Source organism: Erwinia amylovora, assembly GCF_017161565.1.
Classification (GTDB): Bacteria; Pseudomonadota; Gammaproteobacteria; order Enterobacterales; family Enterobacteriaceae; genus Erwinia; species Erwinia amylovora.
Window position 1 is genome coordinate 2,656,620 of the sequence record NZ_CP066796.1, and the last position, 18,203, is coordinate 2,674,822.

Below are 18,203 nucleotides of genomic sequence, written 5' to 3' on the forward strand. Positions count from 1 at the left end.
ACCAGAGAGTACCATCAAAAATTCCATTGAAAAAACCGTGCTTCCCGTTGCTAACAGCTGCCAGAAAGTGCCAGATACAAAAACAAAAAAGCCCGCAGTTACGCGGGCTTAGAGGTACTTTACTGCTTTAACGTGCAGGCTGTTGCCAGACGCGAAATCATTCCCACTCAATGGTCGCCGGGGGTTTACCGGAGATATCATAAACCACACGGGAAATGCCGTCGATTTCGTTGATAATGCGGTTAGACACGCGGCCGAGGAACTCATACGGCAGATGCGCCCAGTGCGCGGTCATAAAGTCGATGGTTTCTACCGCACGCAGCGATACAACCCAGTCGTACTTGCGGCCATCGCCCATTACGCCAACGGAACGTACCGGCAGAAACACGGTGAATGCCTGGCTGACCTTGTTGTACAGATCGGCTTTGTGCAGCTCTTCGATAAAGATGGCATCGGCACGGCGCAGCAGGTCGCAGTACTCTTTTTTCACTTCGCCCAGCACGCGCACGCCCAGGCCCGGTCCCGGGAACGGGTGACGGAACAGCATGGCGTGCGGCAGGCCCAGCTCAAGACCGATTTTGCGCACTTCGTCTTTGAACAGCTCTTTCAGCGGCTCAACCAGCCCCAGCTTCATCTCTTTCGGCAGGCCGCCAACATTGTGGTGTGATTTGATCACATGCGCCTTACCGGTCGCCGAAGCGGCAGATTCAATCACGTCAGGGTAAATAGTGCCCTGTGCCAGCCACTTCACCTCGGTGAGCTTAGTCGCCTCTTCATCGAATACCTCTACGAATACGCGGCCAATGATCTTACGTTTGGCTTCCGGCTCGTCGGTACCGGCCAGCGCGTCAAGGAAACGGTTTTCCGCCGGCACATGGATGATATTCAGGCCGAAGTGGTCACCAAACATCTCCATCACCTGCTCCGCTTCGTTCAGGCGCAGCAGGCCGTTATCAACGAAAACACAGGTCAGACGATCGCCGATGGCGCGGTGCAGCAGCATCGCGGTGACCGATGAGTCAACGCCGCCGGACAGGCCGAGGATCACTTTGTCGTCACCCACCTGCTCGCGCAGACGCTCAACGGCATCCTCAATGATCTTTGCCGGGGTCCACAGCGCTTCACACTGGCAGATATCACGTACGAAGCGCTCCAGCAGGCGCAGCCCCTGGCGTGTATGTGTTACTTCAGGATGGAACTGCACGCCGTAAAAACGCTTCTCCTCGTTGGCCATAATGGCGAACGGGCAGGTATCGGTGCTGGCAACGGTGACAAAATCAGAGGGGATGGCGGTGACCTTATCGCCGTGGCTCATCCACACGTCCAGCAGCGGCTTACCGTCTGCGCTGATGGCATCTTCGATATCGCGGATCAGCGCACTCTGGTTTTTCACTTCTACCTGCGCATAGCCGAACTCGCGTTCGCTGGAGCCTTCCACCTTACCGCCCAGCTGCAGCGCCATGGTTTGCATGCCGTAGCACACGCCCAGCACCGGCACGCCGGCGTTAAATACGTAATCCGGCGCGCGCGGACTGTCGTGCTCGGTGGTGCTTTCCGGGCCGCCGGAGAGGATGATACCGTTCGGGTTGAACCCGCGGATCTGCTCTTCGGTCACGTCCCACGCCCACAGCTCGCAGTAGACGCCCAGCTCACGCACACGACGCGCGACCAGCTGGGTATACTGTGAACCGAAATCAAGGATCAGGATGCGATGTTTATGAATATTTTCCGTCGTCATTGGGCTATTCCAGGGCGATGTCATACATAATTCGGGATGGGGTGAAAATGCCCGGCCAGGCCGGGCGGGCGGTTACGGGTTATCAGGAACCCATACGGTAGTTCGGCGACTCTTTAGTAATGGTCACATCGTGAACGTGACTTTCCGAAATACCGGCACCGCTGATGCGCACGAATTGCGCTTTGGTGCGCAGCTCGTCGATAGTAGCACAGCCGGTCAGGCCCATACAGGAGCGCAGCCCGCCCATTTGCTGATGCACGATCTCTTTCAGGCGACCTTTGTATGCCACGCGACCTTCGATGCCTTCCGGCACCAGTTTGTCCGCCGCATTATCGGTCTGGAAGTAACGGTCGGAAGAACCTTTCGACATCGCGCCCAGCGAGCCCATGCCACGGTAAGACTTGTATGAACGCCCCTGGTACAGTTCGATTTCGCCCGGCGACTCGTCAGTACCTGCCAGCATGGAGCCAACCATCACCGCAGCAGCACCGGCGGCGATAGCTTTTGCGATATCGCCGGAGAAGCGGATGCCGCCGTCAGCGATAACCGGAATGCCGGTGCCTTCCAGCGCGGCAACGGCGTCAGAAACTGCGGTGATCTGCGGTACGCCCACGCCGGTCACGATGCGGGTAGTACAGATTGAGCCAGGACCAATACCGACTTTCACCGCGCTGACGCCGGCTTCGGCCAGCGCCAGCGCGCCAGCGCCGGTCGCCACGTTGCCGCCGACAATTTGCAGATCGGGGTATTTAGCACGTGTTTCGCGGATGCGTTGCAAAACGCCTTCAGAATGACCGTGGGAGGAATCGATCAGCAGTACGTCAACACCGGCAGCCACCAGCGCATCGACGCGCTCTTCGTTACCGGCACCTGCACCGACGGCAGCACCCACGCGCAGACGGCCATGCTCGTCTTTACAGGCAAGGGGTTTACGTTCCGCTTTCTGGAAGTCTTTCACGGTGATCATGCCCAGCAGATGGAAACTGTCATCCACCACCAGCGCTTTTTCCACGCGTTTTTCGTGCATTTTGTGCAGCACCACTTCGCGCGCTTCCCCCTCTTTCACCGTGACCAGACGCTCTTTTGGCGTCATTACCGCAGAAACCGGCAGGCTCAGATCGGTGACAAAGCGGACATCACGTCCGGTAATAATACCGACCAACTCGTTTTCGCCGTTGACCACCGGGTAACCGGCAAAGCCGTTACGTTCGGTCAATGCTTTCACTTCGCTAAGCGCGGTAGTGGGCAACACGGTCTGCGGGTCGGTAACCACGCCGCTTTCATGCTTCTTCACCCGGCGAACTTCTTCCGCCTGGCGCTCAATAGACATGTTTTTGTGGATAAAGCCCAGGCCCCCTTCCTGTGCCAGCGCAATGGCCAGACCGGCTTCGGTCACGGTGTCCATAGCAGCAGACAGCATAGGAATGTTCAGACGGATGTTTTTAGTGAGCTGGGTACTGAGGTCGGCGGTGTTTGGCAGCACCGTGGAGTGAGCAGGAACGAGCAGAACGTCGTCGAATGTCAGGGCTTCTTTAGTGATTCTTAGCATGGCAATATCTCAACCTCAGGGTGAATGAGAACTTGTAAAATATTGCCGCGGCATTATACAGGCCGTAATCGATTGCCTCCAGCTTTATTTACTTAAAACTCTTGATCCCCTGAATCAGCCCTGTAGTATCGGCTAATTAACCCGCTGATTTAAAGTTTGATCTTCATCACATGTCGCAAGCGCCAGGCAGCAATATTTTTACCGTCAGTCGTCTCAACAGCACAGTGCGTAAGCTGCTGGAGCTGGAAATGGGCCAGGTATGGTTGAGCGCGGAGATCTCTAATTTCTCCCAGCCCTCTTCCGGCCACTGGTACTTCACGCTGAAAGACGATTCGGCCCAGGTACGCTGCGCGATGTTTCGCAACGGCAACCGCCGCGTCACCTTCCGACCGCAAAACGGCCAGCAGGTGCTGGTGCGTGCCACCATCACCCTGTACGAGCCGCGCGGCGACTACCAGCTGATCGCCGAAAGCATGCTGCCTGCCGGAGACGGCCTGCTGCAACAGCAGTTTGAGCAGCTAAAGCAGCGCCTGATGGCGGAAGGATTATTTGAGCAGCGCCATAAACAGCCGCTGCCGGACCCGGCGCGCCAGGTCGGGGTGATCACCTCTGCCAGCGGTGCTGCGTTACACGACGTGTTACGCGTGTTGCAGCGCCGTGACCCTTCCCTGCCGGTGGTGATCTACCCAACCCCGGTGCAGGGCGCAGAAGCGCCTCCGGGTATCGTGCGCGCTATTGAGCTGGCCAACGCCCGCAACGAGTGCGATGTGCTGATCGTCGGTCGCGGTGGCGGCTCGCTGGAAGATCTGTGCAGCTTTAACGACGAACGCGTGGCGCGGGCGATTTTTGCCAGCCGCATCCCGATTGTCAGCGCGGTGGGGCATGAAACCGACGTTACCATTGCCGATTTCGCCGCCGACCTGCGGGCGCCTACCCCTTCTGCCGCCGCAGAGCTGGTCAGCCGCAACCAGACAGAGCGACTGCGTCAGCTACAGTCGCAGCAGCAGCGCATGGAAATGGCGATGGACTATTATCTCGCCCGACAGCAGCGTACCTTCACCCGTTTGCAACATCGCTTACAGCAGCAGCATCCGCAGCTGAGGCTGGCGCGCCAGCAAACCGCGCTGATGCAACTGCAGCGCCGTCTGGGCGATGCGCTGCAACAACATCTGCGCCAGGCAACCCGGCGGCAGCAACACCTCGGCCAGCGCCTTAACGCTTTTCGACCGGAACTGCGCATTGAGCGCGCAAGCCAACAGTTACAACAGTGGCAATATCGGCTACGGCAGGCAATGCAGCAGCAGCTTGGCGCAAACAAGCAGCGCTTTGGCCAGCTTGCCGCCAGGCTGGAAGGCGTCAGCCCGCTGGCTACGCTGGCGCGCGGCTTTAGCGTCACCAGCACCGCCAACGGCCAGCTTGTCAAAAAAACCAGACAGCTGCATCAGGGCGATACGCTGAAAACCCGTCTCGACGATGGCTGGGTAGAAAGCGAAGTCACTGTCATCACCCCACTGAAAAAAACTCGCGGGCGCAGCGTCAAATAGCAGGCGGGGATCCCCCCTCCTCTTCCCCCCATCCGGAGCAGGCGAACTATACTTGTTTAACATTCATTGTTGCGCAAGGAGTCTGATATGCCCTACGGCGTCATCCCCCCCTATATCCTGAGCAAAATTATCAACAACGGATCATCCCACCAGCAACGCTGCGCGCGCCAAACGCTGACCCATGTCCAGACGCTGATGAATGAGAGCTGGCAAGCACCGCACAGCGCCATCACGGCTACGCCGGGCAACGTTCAGCGTGAAATCTACGATGCGCAGCAGACGCAAAATCTGCCAGGCCAGCGGGTGCGCAGTGGCGATCTGCCAGCCAGTAACGATGCCGCAGTCGACGAAGCCTGGGATTATCTTGGCATCACCTATGACTTTTTCTGGCACGCGTACCAGCGCAACTCCCTGGATAATGAAGGACTGACGCTGCTGGGTACGGTTCATTACGGCCGGGATTATCAAAATGCCTTCTGGAACGGCCAGCAGATGGTATTTGGCGACGGCGACGGCGAGATTTTTAACCGCTTTACCATCGCGCTGGATGTGGTCGGCCATGAACTGGCGCACGGCGTCACGGAAACCGAAGCCGGGCTTATCTACTTTGAGCAGGCCGGTGCGCTAAACGAGTCCCTTTCCGACGTCTTTGGCGTGCTGGTGAAGCAGTATCATCTGCAACAGAGCGCGGAGCAGGCCAACTGGCTGATTGGCGAAGGGCTGCTGGCTGAAGGAATTAACGGGCGCGGACTGCGTTCGATGTCCGAACCCGGCAGCGCCTACGACGATCCGCTGCTGGGTAAAGATCCCCAGCCTGCCCACATGCGTGATTACCTCCGCACGCGAGAAGATAACGGCGGCGTGCATCTCAACTCCGGCATTGCCAACCGCGCCTTTTATCTGACTGCCGTTGCGCTGGGCGGCTATGCCTGGGAGATGGCGGGCTACGCCTGGTACGATACCGTTTGTGACAAGGAACTGCCGCAAAATGCCGATTTTAAAACCTTTGCGGAGTTCACGGTGCACCACGGTGAAAAACGCTTTAATAAAGCCACCGGCGCGGCCATCAAGGACGCCTGGAAACAGGTCGGCGTTTTAACATGAATCTGCCCGAACTGAGCGATGATGCAATTATCGATGTGGCACGCGAAGGAGGGTTTACGTTTATCCCGAAGCTGGCACAACCGCGCCGCTTTATGCTGGCCCAGCTTAGCGCCGTGCAAAAAGCGCGGGTCTGTGAGATTGTGCGTAATGCGTTACGGCTGGGCGAACCGGAAGACCAGCAGGCCACGCTGGGGCGCGGCGACCAGCGTTATTTTCGCATTCAGATAAGCTATGCCACTCGTCAGTCCGCTGGCGCTATCGTGCTATTGATCCCTGAACAGCTGGCCCCGACTGAGCTGGAATCGCTTTGGCGTGACGGCTGACAAAAAAATGCCCCTTCATTGCTGAAGGGGCATGGCTGACGGCCAGTGACGTTGGCTATTTGTCGAGCGCGTATGCCATCACATAGTCACCCCGATCCGGCGACTGACGCGCCCCGCCCGCAGAGATCAGGATGTACTGCTTACCGGTTTTCGGCGATTTGTAGCTCATCGGCCCACCCTGACTGCCGACCGGCAGCCGGGCCTTCCACACTTCTTTACCGGTTGAGGTATTGAAAGCACGCAGATAATAATCCTGCGTACCGGCGATAAACACCAGGCCGCCCTGAGTCGCCAGCGTGCCGCCCAGCGTTGGCATTCCGATGGGTATCTGTGCATGCATCTTCATGCCAAACGGCCCGGTATCCTGCACCGTTCCTACCGGAACCTGCCACACCACTTTCTGTGTTTTCAGATCGATCGCCGAAAGTGTGCCGAACGGCGGTTTCTGGCAAGGGATGCCGATCGGCGACATAAAGCGGTTTTTGTTAACCGCATAAGGCGTGCCTGTTAACGGCACCGCCCCCATCCCGGTATTTACCGACTCGCCACCATTACCGGCTTTTGCATCGGCTTTTGCCGGCAGCATCTGCACCCACAGGCCAAGACGCATATCGTTAGCAAAGATGTAATGATTGTGCGGATCGGTCGACAGGCTGCCCCAGTTCATGCCACCCAGCGATCCCGGGAAGCTCAAAGAGACGTCGGTACCCGGAACGGTATACAGGCCATCGTAACGCATTGATTTAAAGCCGATGCGGCAGGCCAGCTGGTCAAACGGCGTTGCGCCCCACATGTCAGACTCTTTCAACGTCTGCGCGCCAATTTGCGGCATGCCAACGGATTTCGGCTGGGTTGGCGTGTACTGCTCGTTGGGGATATTGCCGCGCTTAACCGGCACTTCCTTCACTTCGGTCAGCGGCTGGCCGGTCAGGCGATCCAGCACGAAGATTTGTCCGGCTTTGGTGCCGAATACCACCGCGGGTTTGCTGCCGCCCCCTTTTTGCGGGAAGTCGATCAGGCCTGGCTGCATCGGGATATCAAAATCCCACAGATCGTTATGCACGGTTTGGTACACCCACTTCTCTTTGCCGCTGGTGGCGTCCAGCGCAAGAACAGAAGCGCCGTATTTATGATCAAGCGCGTTACGGTTGGCCCCCCACAGATCGACCGAGGAGCTGCCCATCGGCAGGAACACGGTGTTCATGGCCGCATCGTAAGACATCGGCGCCCATGAGTTTGGCGTGCTGCGAACATAGTTCTTGCCGCTTTGCAGACGGGCGTTAGGGCTATGATTGCCCGGGTCGAACGCCCAGCGCATCGCTCCAGTGACGACATCGAAACCGCGCAGCATGCCACCGGGCATATCAGTCTGCACGTTATCCGCCACGCGCCCACCGACAACCACAGTGGTTCCGGCCAAAGTCGGAGCGGAAGTCAGCTGATATTGAGGATCGCTGGCTTTGCCCAAACCGGCTTTCAGGTCAACAAATCCCTTGTTGCCGAAGTGCTGGCACAGCTCGCCATTATCAGCGTTGATCGCCAGCAGACGCGCATCGATGGTGTTCATCAGAATACGGCGTTGGCAGCTATCACCTGCGGCGAGGGTAACCGGCGTGACCGGCGTGGAGTCCGGCACGGAAGGCTGTTGCAGCGGTTTACCGGCATCAAAATAGGCCAGGCCACGGCAGCGGTTCCATACCTGAGAATGCGCGTTGATTTCGGTTTTCCAGATCTGCCTGCCGCTGTCAGCGTCCAGCGCAATCACATTGTTGTGCGGGGTACAAAGGAACACGCGGTCGCCGACCTGTAACGGAGTCTGCTGATCTTCCGCGCCGTTACCGGTCGGGCTTTCAGGAATATCACCGGTGTGATATGTCCATGCCGGCTTCAGATCTTTTACATTATCACGGGTGATCTGATCCAGCGCGACAAAGCGGCTTCCGCCTGCGGTATTACCGTAGTGGTCCCAGTTTTCCTGACCGGCGGATTTCTCAACCGCGACCAGCGGCAGTTCCTGTCCGTCCGATTCAACGGTCGGGTGCGGCTGGAACATGCCGTAAGCGGTAGCCAGCAGGCCGACCAACGTTACGCCGCTCAGGCCATACGCGGCTTTGGCACGGCTGGTGCGCGCTTCACGCTGCCGCAGCGACGGGTAAGTTAGCAGCGCCAGCAGCAGCATGCCGGCAAGGAACATCAGGCGGGATACCAGCGGCCAGAAATCCACGCCGGCATCCTGCACGGCCCAGATAGCCGAGCCGATAAACACCAGGGCAAAAATCACTACCGCAGAAGAGCGGCGGCGGAAGAACTGGATGGCGGAAAGAACCGTGAAGATCCCGGCAATAACGAAATACCCGCTGCCGCCGAGTGATAGCAGCTTACCGCCTCCGATGACAAAGTAAAGGCCGGTTGCCAGTAACAGAATACCCAGCACGAGACACCATAAGCCCAGCCATTTAGAGGACCCGGCGCGTATTTGAGGCATACAAAATACTCTTGGAGAAAATAAGGCGAACTTAACGTAAAACCTTATCTGATTAATACTGACATGGGGCTGTAACGCCCTCCTTTTTGCGCAAGCATCACCTTTACGCGCAGACGTAAGCAGCAATACAGGCAAGCAGCAAAATTGTACCATCAGGTTCATAATGTAAAAAACAGTAAATTAACAAGTTACTCATTATTAGTAACGTTTAACTCGTTTCTGGCACAAATGTTCACGAGAAAGTGAGGATTTTTCTTCACAATAAAAATGCCTGGTCGTCATCCCGAACTCATTACCAGCCTGAGGAATAAAAAGTGACAGAGACTGAATTGAAACGTTCACACCTGTTGGAAAAGATACATCAATGGGCCACCATCACGGATAACGTGCGCGCGCTGGTGCAAACCGGATCCCTGGTAAGGGCTGACGGTCTCGCGGATGAGTTCTCCGATATCGATATTGAAATAATAGCGCGTGAACCGCAGCTGCTGGCCGTCACCGATGGCTGGATCGGTGCAATCGGGGAAATTATCACCGTTTTACATCTCGAAGCTGAAGGTGACCAGCAGTGGCCAACCCGGCTGGTGATTTTCGAGGGGGGGATAAAAGTCGATTTTACCCTCGCAGGTTTAGCACGTCTGGCCCACATGGCATCTGAAAATCTGCTGGATCCCCTTTATCGAAGGGGCTATCGGGTTAGTCTGGATAAGGATAGCCTGGCTCAACGATTACCAGCGCCAACGTTGGCTTTTTCCACTGCTACCCTGCCCGGAGAAGCATCTTTCTGTCAGCGGGTGGAAGAGTTCTGGTTTGAGGCATTCCATGTGCCCGGATACCTCGCCCGTAATGAGCTTTTCCTTGTTAAACAGCGCGACTGGACGATGAAGGAACTCCTGCTGGAGATGATTGAGTGGCACGCCAATGCTCACAGCAAGGGTTTGGCCGATGTCTGGCACTCTGGGAAAGGCATACGCTTATGGGCCGGGGAGGAAATATGGCAGAGGCTTCAGACAACGTTTGGCCACTTCGATGCAGAGGATGCGCGGCGGGCTTATGACGCAACAACCGAACTTTACGCGCAACTCGCCAGAGAGGTCGCCAGCACTGCGGGCTGGAACTACCCGGATCGCGTCGAGAAGCTGCTGCGCTGAACCTGAACAATAAAAAGTACGTTCGGGATCGATAAGAATCAAAAAGACCAGATCGGCCGCATCTGCTGTCAACCTGAAACAAAAGGGGCCATCAGGCCCCCTTGCGCATCAGCGCTTGTTCTTTTTCAGATGGCTCATTAAGCGTTGACGTTTACGCTGCTGGTTTGGCGTCAGCAGGTTACGTTTGCCTTCGTACGGGTTATCACCCTCTTTAAACTGAATACGGATCGGCGTCCCCATGATATCCAGCGAACGACGGAAATAGTTCATCAGATAACGCTTATAGGAATCCGGCAGGTCTTTGACCTGATTACCGTGGATCACCACAATCGGCGGGTTATAACCCCCGGCGTGAGCGTATTTCAGCTTCACGCGGCGGCTACGCACCAGCGGTGGCTGATGGTCGTCAGCCGCCATATGCATGATACGCGTCAGCATCGAGGTGTTAACGCGGCGCGTTGAACAGTCGTAAGCTTCGGTCACCGATTCAAACAGGTTACCCACGCCGCTGCCGTGCAGGGCGGAGATAAAGTGAATACGTGCGAAGTCGATAAAGCCGAGGCGATAATCCAGCGCTTCTTTCACTTCATCGCGCACTTCTTGCGACAGGCCATCCCACTTGTTAACCACAATTACCAGCGAGCGGCCACTGTTAAGGATAAAGCCCAGCAGGGAGAGATCCTGATCGGAAATACCTTCGTGTGCATCGATAACCAACATCACCACGTTGGCATCTTCGATGGCCTTTAACGTTTTGATGACAGAGAATTTCTCGACGGTTTCAGTGACTTTACCACGCTTACGCACCCCGGCAGTATCGATCAGGATATACTCACGACCGTCACGCTCCATCGGGATATAAATACTGTCTCGCGTGGTTCCCGGCATGTCGAATACCACCACGCGGTCTTCGCCGAGAATACGGTTAGTCAGCGTTGACTTACCGACGTTAGGACGACCAACGATAGCCAGCTTGATCGGCAGATCGAGCGGGTTAAAATCATCTTCTGCGTCTGCGGTATCTTCACCACTGGCTTTGGCTTCTTTCGCCGCCAGTTCGGCCCAGTAGGCTTCGTTTTCCTCTTCTTCGGTCAGCTCGCGCTCCGGGGCGACTTCATCCATCCACGGCAGCAGTACCAGCTCCAGCAGGCTGGTCACGCCACGCCCGTGAGAGGCGGCAATCGGATGGATCTCACCCAGCCCGAGTGACCAGAAGTCGACTACCGCCGAATCCGCATCCAGGCCGTCAGTCTTGTTGGCCACGATAAAAGTGGGCTTCTGGCGCGCACGCAGATGTTTAGCAATAGCGGTATCGGCCGGCATCAGCCCGGCGCGGGCGTCAACCATAAACAGCACCACGTCGGCTTCTTCAATCGCCAGCAGTGACTGTTCCGCCATACGGGTTTCCACGCCCTCTTCGTTGCCATCAATACCGCCGGTATCAATACAAATAAATTCGCGCCCTTCAATTTCGGCGCGACCGTATTTGCGGTCTCGTGTAAGCCCGGGAAAATCCGCTACCAGCGCGTCTCGCGTGCGCGTTAAACGGTTGAACAGGGTGGATTTTCCCACATTGGGACGCCCGACCAGCGCGACCACAGGTACCATATTGAAGCCTCATCACTGAATAATAAGCGCCTGGCTGCGAAGAGTTTTCGCTGCCCGCTGTCAGTTGAACTGACGAAGGGCACAGGCCGATGGCGCTTAGGATAACACGCCGGAAGAAAAACAAAACGGCCCCTGACTAATCAGGAGCCGTTTACCCTTGATCGTTGAGCCAGCCAGCAGGCGAAAACGAACGGGTAGTGATACCAGGCGGCTTAACGCGTAATCGCGTAAACTTCGCCGTCTTTCGACTGGATCAGCAATTTGTCGCTGGCGACCACGGGTTCAGTCTGTAAACCGGAGCTGTCGAGTTTCTGCTGGGCAACAAAACGACCGTCGTCGGTGTTCATCCAGTGCAGGTAGCCTTCACTGTCACCCACCACCAGGTAACCGTTATACAGTACCGGTGAAGTCAGGTTGCGGTGCAGAAGATCGCTTTGACGCCAGATGCTGACGCCGCCTTCGATATTCAGCGCCATCACGCGGTCATCCTGATCAACCAGGAAGATACGGCCAGCGTCAACGATCATATCGTGCACCGATCCAATTTCACGTTTCCAGAGGATCTGACCGGAGCGCAGATCCAGCGCCGTCAGGTTGCCGTTATAGGCCAGCGCATAGACCACGCCATTGACCACCACCGGAGTGGTATCGACATCGGCCAGACGGTCGATTTCGGTAGCACCGCTCGGCTGGGAAATACGCTGCTGCCAGATAATCTGCCCCTGATTCATCATCACCGCGCTGACGCGGCCGTTGTCGCCACCGACAATGGCAGCACCGAATGCGCTGGCCGGTGCAGATTCACCACGCAGGCTCAGTGCTGGTACATCAAGGTTTACTGACCATTTAACCTTACCGCTTAACTGGTCAAGCCCCTGCAACATGCCGTTGCTGGTATGAACCAGCACCAGGCCATCGCTGACTACCGGACGGGATAACACTTCACCCGCCGCTTTGGTCTGCCAGGCAATCGAACCATCGCTGGTATTCAGGGCAAAGACCTGGGCGCGTTCACTGCCAACGTAAACACGGCCGCTATCAACGGTCAGGCCGCCGGACAATAGCGCCGGGATATTACTGGAGAAGAAACCGGTTTTTTCAGACAGGTCAACTTTCCACTGTTCTTTACCGTCGCCAGAATTCAGCGCTTTCACCGTGCCGTGGCGATCGCCGGCATAAACGGTGTTATCTGCCCAGGCCGGGTGTAGATTAGAGTAAAAATCACCCACGCCATCCCCGACAGAGGTACTCCAGACTTTTTTCGGTTCGAACTGATTCTGTACCGAAGGTAGCGGTGACATGGTGACAACATCTTCTTCACCGCTGAACCATGAACATCCGCTGAGCAGGGTGACTGACATCAGTCCCGGCAAAAGTAACTTACGCAATTCCATGAAATTCCTCTTGTGCCTGTGCAGGCCAAATTTATCGAGCTAACCAGGTGATATTTCAAGCAGGAGGGCAGAGGCTTATACCGTGCACATCACTGAGCACCTCGCTGGACTTGAATCATTTAGCTGTATTAGCCCGGCAGATTATTCACTTTCATTTGCAGCATCTCTTTCAGCGACGATGACGCATCAGAAGCGATCCCTTTGCCCCACGCATCGCGTGCGCCCTGAACGTCCCCCTTGCTGAGCAAGGCTTCTCCGCGCACGTCGGCCACGATAGTTGCCCAACCATCACCCTTGACGCCATCCAGAGTCTTCAGTACCGCATCCGGCTGCTTCTGCTGCAGTTGGATACGTGCCAGACGCAGATTGAGCACGGCCTGCAGATTCGCGTCCTGAGTATTTTTCAGGCCGCTTTGTAGCTGTTCAGCGGCTTTATCCAGCTGATTGTTATCAATATACCGTTTTGCCACGTCCAGTGAAGCCAGCGCTCCGTAGGTATTGCTGTTTTCGCTGGCAAACTTCGCGGCTGCTGCAATCGATGCGGGTTTACTGGCATCCAGCGCCGTGGTCACCTGCTGATAGGCGGCAGAGACTTCGCGCGACCCGCTGTCCTGATGATTGCTCCAGAAACGCCAGCCAATTAAGGCACCTACTCCCAATACCACACCGACGACCAGCGCCTTGCCGTTCTGGGCAAAGAAATTTTTCAGCGCATCTGTCTGTTCTTGATCGTTGCTATACACTTCCACGCAATACTACTCCTTTAAATCGTGCTCGCCTTAAGGCTTAACGCTGTAACAATGCCGCCAGCGCGGTTGCTGCATCACCCTGCGCCAGGGTCTGCTGCTCGCCGGTACGTAAATCTTTGATCACCAGCTGGCCATTGGCCACTTCATCTTCGCCGATCACCAGAGCGATACGCGCGCCCCATTTATCTGCCCGGGCGAACTGCTTCTTGAAGCTGCCACCGCCCAGATTGCTCATTAGCTTGAGTTCCGGCAGCGCATCGCGCAGCTGTTCAGCCAGCAGCAGCGCCGCGCTCTGTACGCCCTGACCCGCAGCGATAACATAGACATCGACAACACGCGTCGGTTCAAATTCCGGGTTGACTGCCTGCACCAGCAGCACCAGCCGCTCCAGCCCCATGGCGAAACCGACAGCCGGCGTGGCGTGGCCACCCAACTGTTCAACCAGGCCATCGTAGCGGCCACCGGCACAAACGGTGCCCTGAGCACCCAGTTTGTCGGTCACCCATTCAAATACCGTACGGTTGTAGTAGTCGAGACCACGCACCAGACGCTGGTTAACGCGATAAGCAATGCCGGCCGCATCCAGATGGCGACACAACCCGGCGAAATGCTCGCGCGATTCGTCATCCAGATAATCGCCCAGAGTCGGAGCATCGTTCAGTAACGCCTGGACGTCAGGGTTTTTGCTATCCAGCACGCGTAACGGGTTGGAGTACATGCGACGTTTGCAGTCCTCACCCAGCATTTCAACATGCTGCTCAAGGAAGGCGACCAGCGCATCGCGATAGTTCGCTCGCGCTTGCAACGAACCGATTGAGTTAAGCTCCAGCACGACATGGTCAGCAATACCCAATGCTTTCCACCAGCGGGCGGTCATCATAATCAGTTCGGCATCAATGTCCGGCCCCTGCAGGCCAAACACTTCAGCACCAATCTGGTGGAACTGACGAGAGCGGCCTTTTTGCGGGCGTTCATAGCGGAACATCGGGCCGATGTACCACAGACGCTGCTCCTGATTGTACAGCAGACCGTGCTCGATGCCCGCCCGCACGCAGCCAGCGGTACCTTCCGGGCGCAGACTCAGACTTTCACCGTTGCGATCGTCGAAGGTATACATCTCTTTTTCAACCACGTCGGTGACTTCACCGATAGCGCGTAAAAACAACGGAGTCTGCTCTACTATCGGCACACGAATTTCACTGAAACCGTAGCTGCTCAGTACCTGTTTAAGGACCTGCTCAACGCGTTGCCACACGGCGGTTTCAGCCGGCAGATAATCGTTCATGCCACGAATGGCCTGGATGTTCTTCGCCACTAAATATTCTCTTTTATCTGGTAATGTGCAGGCTGGTTCAGGGGCCACCATCAACCGGTCAACGCGCGAACCCATTATCCATCACGTTCACAACCTGAGCGCCGTTGAACGGGTGAATAATTATTACGTAACTACGTTAGGCTGCGACTATTGCGCTGTCACGGCAAAACGGCCTGCGCCGATTACGTCTGGCCAACAAAAGAGGCCAGACACAATGCTGTTAAATTATTTTTCAAGCTGTTGGATATCAATCCGACGTGCTGCATCGAGGATGGTGGCTTTAGCACGGATGCGCGCCTCCAGCTGGTCGATCATATTGTCGTTGTCCAGACGTTCGCGCAGACGCACGCCGTCTTCATAGAAGCCGCTTTTTTTACTGCCACCGGTTACCCCCATGGTTGAAACCGTGGCTTCACCGGGGCCATTAACGACACAGCCGATAATAGAGATATCCATCGGCGTGATGATATCCTCTAACCGTTCTTCAAGGGCGTTGACTGTGCCAATTACATCAAATTCCTGACGTGAACAGGTCGGGCAGGCAATAAAATTAATGCCGCGCGAACGAATACGCAGTGATTTGAGGATATCGAAGCCCACTTTGACTTCCTCTACCGGATCGGCCGCCAGCGAAATACGTAACGTATCGCCAATGCCCTCAGACAGCAGCAGGCCGAGGCCAATCGCTGATTTGACGGACCCGGCGCGTGCACCACCGGCTTCAGTGATCCCCAGATGCAGCGGCTGCTCGATCTGTTTTGCCAGCAGGCGATACGACTCAACGGCGAGGAAAACGTCTGAGGCTTTGACGCTGACCTTGAACATATCAAAATTGAGCCGATCAAGGTGGTCGACATGACGCATAGCTGATTCCAGCAGCGCCTGTGGCGTTGGTTCACCGTATTTTTCCTGCAGGTCTTTTTCCAGCGAACCGCCGTTCACCCCGATGCGAATCGGGATGTTGTAATGGCGTGCACAGTCGACAACGCTGCGGATGCGCTCTTCATTACCGATATTGCCCGGATTAATTCGCAGGCAGTCAACGCCATATTCAGCGACTTTAAGGGCAATACGATAGTCAAAGTGGATATCAGCAACCAGCGGGACATTGACCTGCTGTTTGATAAGACGAAAAGCCTCTGCGGCATCCATCGTGGGCACGGATACGCGCACAATATCTACGCCAACGCGTTCCAGCGCTTTGATCTGAGCGACCGTCGCGGCAACGTCGGTGGTACGGGTGTTGGTCATGGACTGAACGGCAACAGGCGCGCCGTCACCCACAGGCACCTTGCCGACGTAAATGCGCTTTGATTTGCGACGGATAATGGGTGCTTCGTTATGCATATTCTTTCTCCACAATTACTCGCGACCAGAGAAGATGCGTTATTGCGCACCTACCGTCAGGCGGGCAACCTGGTTAGTACGGATAAAACGACTCAAATCGACAGGTTTGCCCTGGTATTCGATCTCTACTGCGCCCGGAGCGCCAATCTTCAGGCGATAAGGTGCCTTTCCGGCCAGACTGAGTTGACCTCCGCTGCGCTGCATGCCGCTGAACAGTTTCTTGCCCGTAGCATCGGTCACGTCCAGCCAGCAGTCACGCGAAAAGCTCATTACCAGGCTATTGGCATCAGCCGCCGCCTGGCTGATACCGGCGCTGCCGGTAGGCAGCTCACCAGCAGCAGCCGGTGCCTGCGACGGGGTGATGGCAGCCAGCTGCGCAGTATCAGACGCTGCGGGCGCGGCAGCGTTGGCGCCAGTAGCAGCGTTAGCGTTAGTAGCAGCGTTAGCGTTAGTAGCAGCGTTAGTGCTAGTGGCAGCGTTAGTGCTAGTGGCAGCGTTAGTGCTCGTGGCAGCGTTAGCAGCAGGTGATGTATTGCTGCTCTCTACCGCAGCTGCTGGCGTGCTGCTGTTGTTTGCCGCTGCATCAGGCACGATGCCGTTCTCTGCCGCTGACGTGTTGTTTAACGGCACGGCAGTTTGGGCAACGCCAGCGGCGCTACTGCTGGCATTGCCATCGGTCAGCGCAATCGACTGGTGATTATTGCCTTCCAGCGAGGCGTTTTGATCGGCCATCGACACTAAATCGTCCTGAGCGGCTTTATGATTCTGCCACCACCAGGCCCCGGTCAATCCCAACACCACAAACAGCACCAGCCAGGTGAAAATCATTAACCAGCCGTCTCGCTTCTTGCGTTGCTTACCCAGGGAATAACTTTGCATCATCTCGACCTTGGCAGCTCTGATCGGGGCTTGCTTGGCCATCATCGGTAACAGCTCTTCTTCCGGCACGCGAACCAGCCTGGCATAAGAGCGGATATAGCCACGCAGAAATGTCGATGCCAGTGAAGCAGGCGAGTTATCCTCTTCAATATCTCGAATAGTGGAAAGTTTCAGGCAGAGGCGCTCGGCAACATTCTGCTGAGTCAGTCCCATCTGTTCACGGGCGTTGCGCAGACGCTCGCCTGTTGAATTAACGTTAGATTTGTCTTGAGTGGCTTCAGTATTCATTAGCTAAAAAATGCTGGTACTGTATCGATTGTGGAAAAATTTGCGCAAGCTGTGCCCCATGATGTTGTACATCAGCGGGCCGTTTTGCCTGCGCGGCTAAGCGAATCTCTAACCACAGGCTTTCCGCAGAAACAGGAAAGTTGTGTTGATAAACATCTAACAAGAGCCGCGATTCTGAGCGTCTCCCTTTTCCCAATCGCCTTTCGGCTTCTGCCAGCATGGGCAGTCCCTTGGCTGGATCGGTCTGCACCGCATCCACCAGCGCTTTACGCGCTTTATCTGGCTGACCGGCATTCAAAAAACAGTAGCCCGAATTTTCAACACTGTCGGCACGCAGTCCGCTTACGGAATCCTCTCTGGCCAGACTGAACTGGCGTTGTGCCGCATCATACTGCCCTAATCCGCAGAGAAACGCACCGTAATTATTAAGCACATAGCCGTTTTGCGGTGCCTGCGCCAGTGCCCGATGGTAATGTTGCTCTGCCCTGCTGCGATCGCCCGTCTGCTGCTGGTAACGCGCCATCGCCAGCTGAACGCGATAATCACCCGGAGCCTGACTGAGCGCACGCTGCAAATTTCTGCGCGCGGCATCCATATTGCCGTTGGACAGATAGGCCAGGCCCAGCTGGATGCGCGTTTCAACCCTTACGTGGCGCTGCGGTGAAGTCTGGCACCCCACCAGCATAAGCAGCAGCAAAGCGGTCAGCTTCCCTGTTTTCATCCCTGTTC

The 18,203-nt window shown here is 56.2% G+C and carries 14 protein-coding genes; 4 read left to right on the plus strand and 10 right to left on the minus strand.

Annotation, left to right across the window (positions count from 1 at the left end; all coding sequences use genetic code 11):
- Nucleotides 1-157: 157 nt before the first annotated feature.
- Both guaA and guaB read right to left on the minus strand, forming a co-directional pair.
- Nucleotides 158-1,738, minus strand: a complete 1,581-nt coding sequence (gene guaA, locus JGC47_RS12180; RefSeq protein WP_024015310.1) for a glutamine-hydrolyzing GMP synthase — start codon at nt 1,736-1,738, stop codon at nt 158-160.
- 82 nt (nt 1,739-1,820) lie between these two features.
- Entirely contained in the window at nt 1,821-3,287 is a 1,467-nt protein-coding gene (gene guaB / locus JGC47_RS12185; protein WP_004159092.1) for an IMP dehydrogenase, read from the minus strand.
- A gap of 170 nt (nt 3,288-3,457) precedes the next feature.
- Between guaB and xseA the strand changes: the two genes are divergently transcribed.
- From xseA to JGC47_RS12200, 3 genes are all read left to right on the plus strand, one after another.
- The gene (gene xseA / locus JGC47_RS12190) at nt 3,458-4,831 is read left to right on the plus strand and encodes an exodeoxyribonuclease VII large subunit (RefSeq protein ID WP_004159094.1); all 1,374 of its coding nucleotides are present in this window, start codon (nt 3,458-3,460) and stop codon (nt 4,829-4,831) included.
- Between the two features lie 87 nt (nt 4,832-4,918).
- Nucleotides 4,919-5,935: a M4 family metallopeptidase gene (locus JGC47_RS12195; protein ID WP_004159096.1), complete on the plus strand. Its 1,017-nt coding sequence runs from the start codon at nt 4,919-4,921 to the stop codon at nt 5,933-5,935.
- Nucleotides 5,932-6,258 carry a protealysin inhibitor emfourin gene (locus JGC47_RS12200; protein ID WP_004159097.1) on the plus strand — a complete coding sequence of 109 codons (327 nt, stop codon included), beginning with the start codon at nt 5,932-5,934 and terminating at the stop codon, nt 6,256-6,258. The genes JGC47_RS12195 and JGC47_RS12200 overlap by 4 nt, the downstream gene beginning before the upstream one ends.
- A gap of 55 nt (nt 6,259-6,313) precedes the next feature.
- Here the strand turns inward: JGC47_RS12200 and JGC47_RS12205 are convergent, their stop codons facing one another.
- Entirely contained in the window at nt 6,314-8,743 is a 2,430-nt protein-coding gene (locus tag JGC47_RS12205; RefSeq protein WP_033477933.1) for a membrane-bound PQQ-dependent dehydrogenase, glucose/quinate/shikimate family, read from the minus strand.
- A gap of 314 nt (nt 8,744-9,057) precedes the next feature.
- On the opposite strand from JGC47_RS12205, the gene JGC47_RS12210 reads away from it, so the two are divergent.
- Nucleotides 9,058-9,894 carry an aminoglycoside 6-adenylyltransferase gene (locus tag JGC47_RS12210; protein ID WP_004159102.1) on the plus strand — a complete coding sequence of 279 codons (837 nt, stop codon included), beginning with the start codon at nt 9,058-9,060 and terminating at the stop codon, nt 9,892-9,894.
- A gap of 108 nt (nt 9,895-10,002) precedes the next feature.
- On the opposite strand, the gene der is transcribed toward JGC47_RS12210, so the two are convergent.
- From der to pilW, 7 genes are all read right to left on the minus strand, one after another.
- On the minus strand, nt 10,003-11,502 hold the full coding sequence (der, locus tag JGC47_RS12215) for a ribosome biogenesis GTPase Der (protein WP_004159103.1): 1,500 nt from the start codon (nt 11,500-11,502) through the stop codon (nt 10,003-10,005).
- Between the two features lie 212 nt (nt 11,503-11,714).
- Nucleotides 11,715-12,896, minus strand: coding sequence for an outer membrane protein assembly factor BamB (gene bamB, locus JGC47_RS12220; RefSeq protein WP_004159104.1), 1,182 nt, complete (start codon nt 12,894-12,896; stop codon nt 11,715-11,717).
- Between the two features lie 128 nt (nt 12,897-13,024).
- Nucleotides 13,025-13,645: a YfgM family protein gene (locus JGC47_RS12225; RefSeq protein ID WP_004159105.1), complete on the minus strand. Its 621-nt coding sequence runs from the start codon at nt 13,643-13,645 to the stop codon at nt 13,025-13,027.
- 37 nt (nt 13,646-13,682) lie between these two features.
- Nucleotides 13,683-14,960, minus strand: coding sequence for a histidine--tRNA ligase (hisS, locus tag JGC47_RS12230; protein WP_033477935.1), 1,278 nt, complete (start codon nt 14,958-14,960; stop codon nt 13,683-13,685).
- A gap of 225 nt (nt 14,961-15,185) precedes the next feature.
- Entirely contained in the window at nt 15,186-16,307 is a 1,122-nt protein-coding gene (ispG, locus tag JGC47_RS12235) for a flavodoxin-dependent (E)-4-hydroxy-3-methylbut-2-enyl-diphosphate synthase (RefSeq protein ID WP_004159107.1), read from the minus strand.
- A gap of 39 nt (nt 16,308-16,346) precedes the next feature.
- Nucleotides 16,347-17,474: a cytoskeleton protein RodZ gene (rodZ, locus tag JGC47_RS12240; protein WP_004159108.1), complete on the minus strand. Its 1,128-nt coding sequence runs from the start codon at nt 17,472-17,474 to the stop codon at nt 16,347-16,349.
- Complete coding sequence (gene pilW / locus JGC47_RS12245) at nt 17,464-18,195, minus strand: type IV pilus biogenesis/stability protein PilW (protein WP_004159109.1); 732 nt, start codon at nt 18,193-18,195, stop codon at nt 17,464-17,466. The genes rodZ and pilW overlap by 11 nt, the downstream gene beginning before the upstream one ends.
- Nucleotides 18,196-18,203 lie beyond the last annotated feature (8 nt).

What these genes read in the sequence shown, in the direction of transcription:
- guaA (WP_024015310.1), bottom strand. Translation starts at nt 1,738, where the DNA reads ATGACGACGGAAAATATTCATAAACATCGCATCCTGATCCTTGATTTC.
- guaB (WP_004159092.1), bottom strand. Translation starts at nt 3,287, where the DNA reads ATGCTAAGAATCACTAAAGAAGCCCTGACATTCGACGACGTTCTGCTC.
- xseA (WP_004159094.1), top strand. Translation starts at nt 3,458, where the DNA reads ATGTCGCAAGCGCCAGGCAGCAATATTTTTACCGTCAGTCGTCTCAAC.
- JGC47_RS12195 (WP_004159096.1), top strand. Translation starts at nt 4,919, where the DNA reads ATGCCCTACGGCGTCATCCCCCCCTATATCCTGAGCAAAATTATCAAC.
- JGC47_RS12200 (WP_004159097.1), top strand. Translation starts at nt 5,932, where the DNA reads ATGAATCTGCCCGAACTGAGCGATGATGCAATTATCGATGTGGCACGC.
- JGC47_RS12205 (WP_033477933.1), bottom strand. Translation starts at nt 8,743, where the DNA reads ATGCCTCAAATACGCGCCGGGTCCTCTAAATGGCTGGGCTTATGGTGT.
- der (WP_004159103.1), bottom strand. Translation starts at nt 11,502, where the DNA reads ATGGTACCTGTGGTCGCGCTGGTCGGGCGTCCCAATGTGGGAAAATCC.
- bamB (WP_004159104.1), bottom strand. Translation starts at nt 12,896, where the DNA reads ATGGAATTGCGTAAGTTACTTTTGCCGGGACTGATGTCAGTCACCCTG.
- ispG (WP_004159107.1), bottom strand. Translation starts at nt 16,307, where the DNA reads ATGCATAACGAAGCACCCATTATCCGTCGCAAATCAAAGCGCATTTAC.
- rodZ (WP_004159108.1), bottom strand. Translation starts at nt 17,474, where the DNA reads ATGAATACTGAAGCCACTCAAGACAAATCTAACGTTAATTCAACAGGC.
- pilW (WP_004159109.1), bottom strand. Translation starts at nt 18,195, where the DNA reads ATGAAAACAGGGAAGCTGACCGCTTTGCTGCTGCTTATGCTGGTGGGG.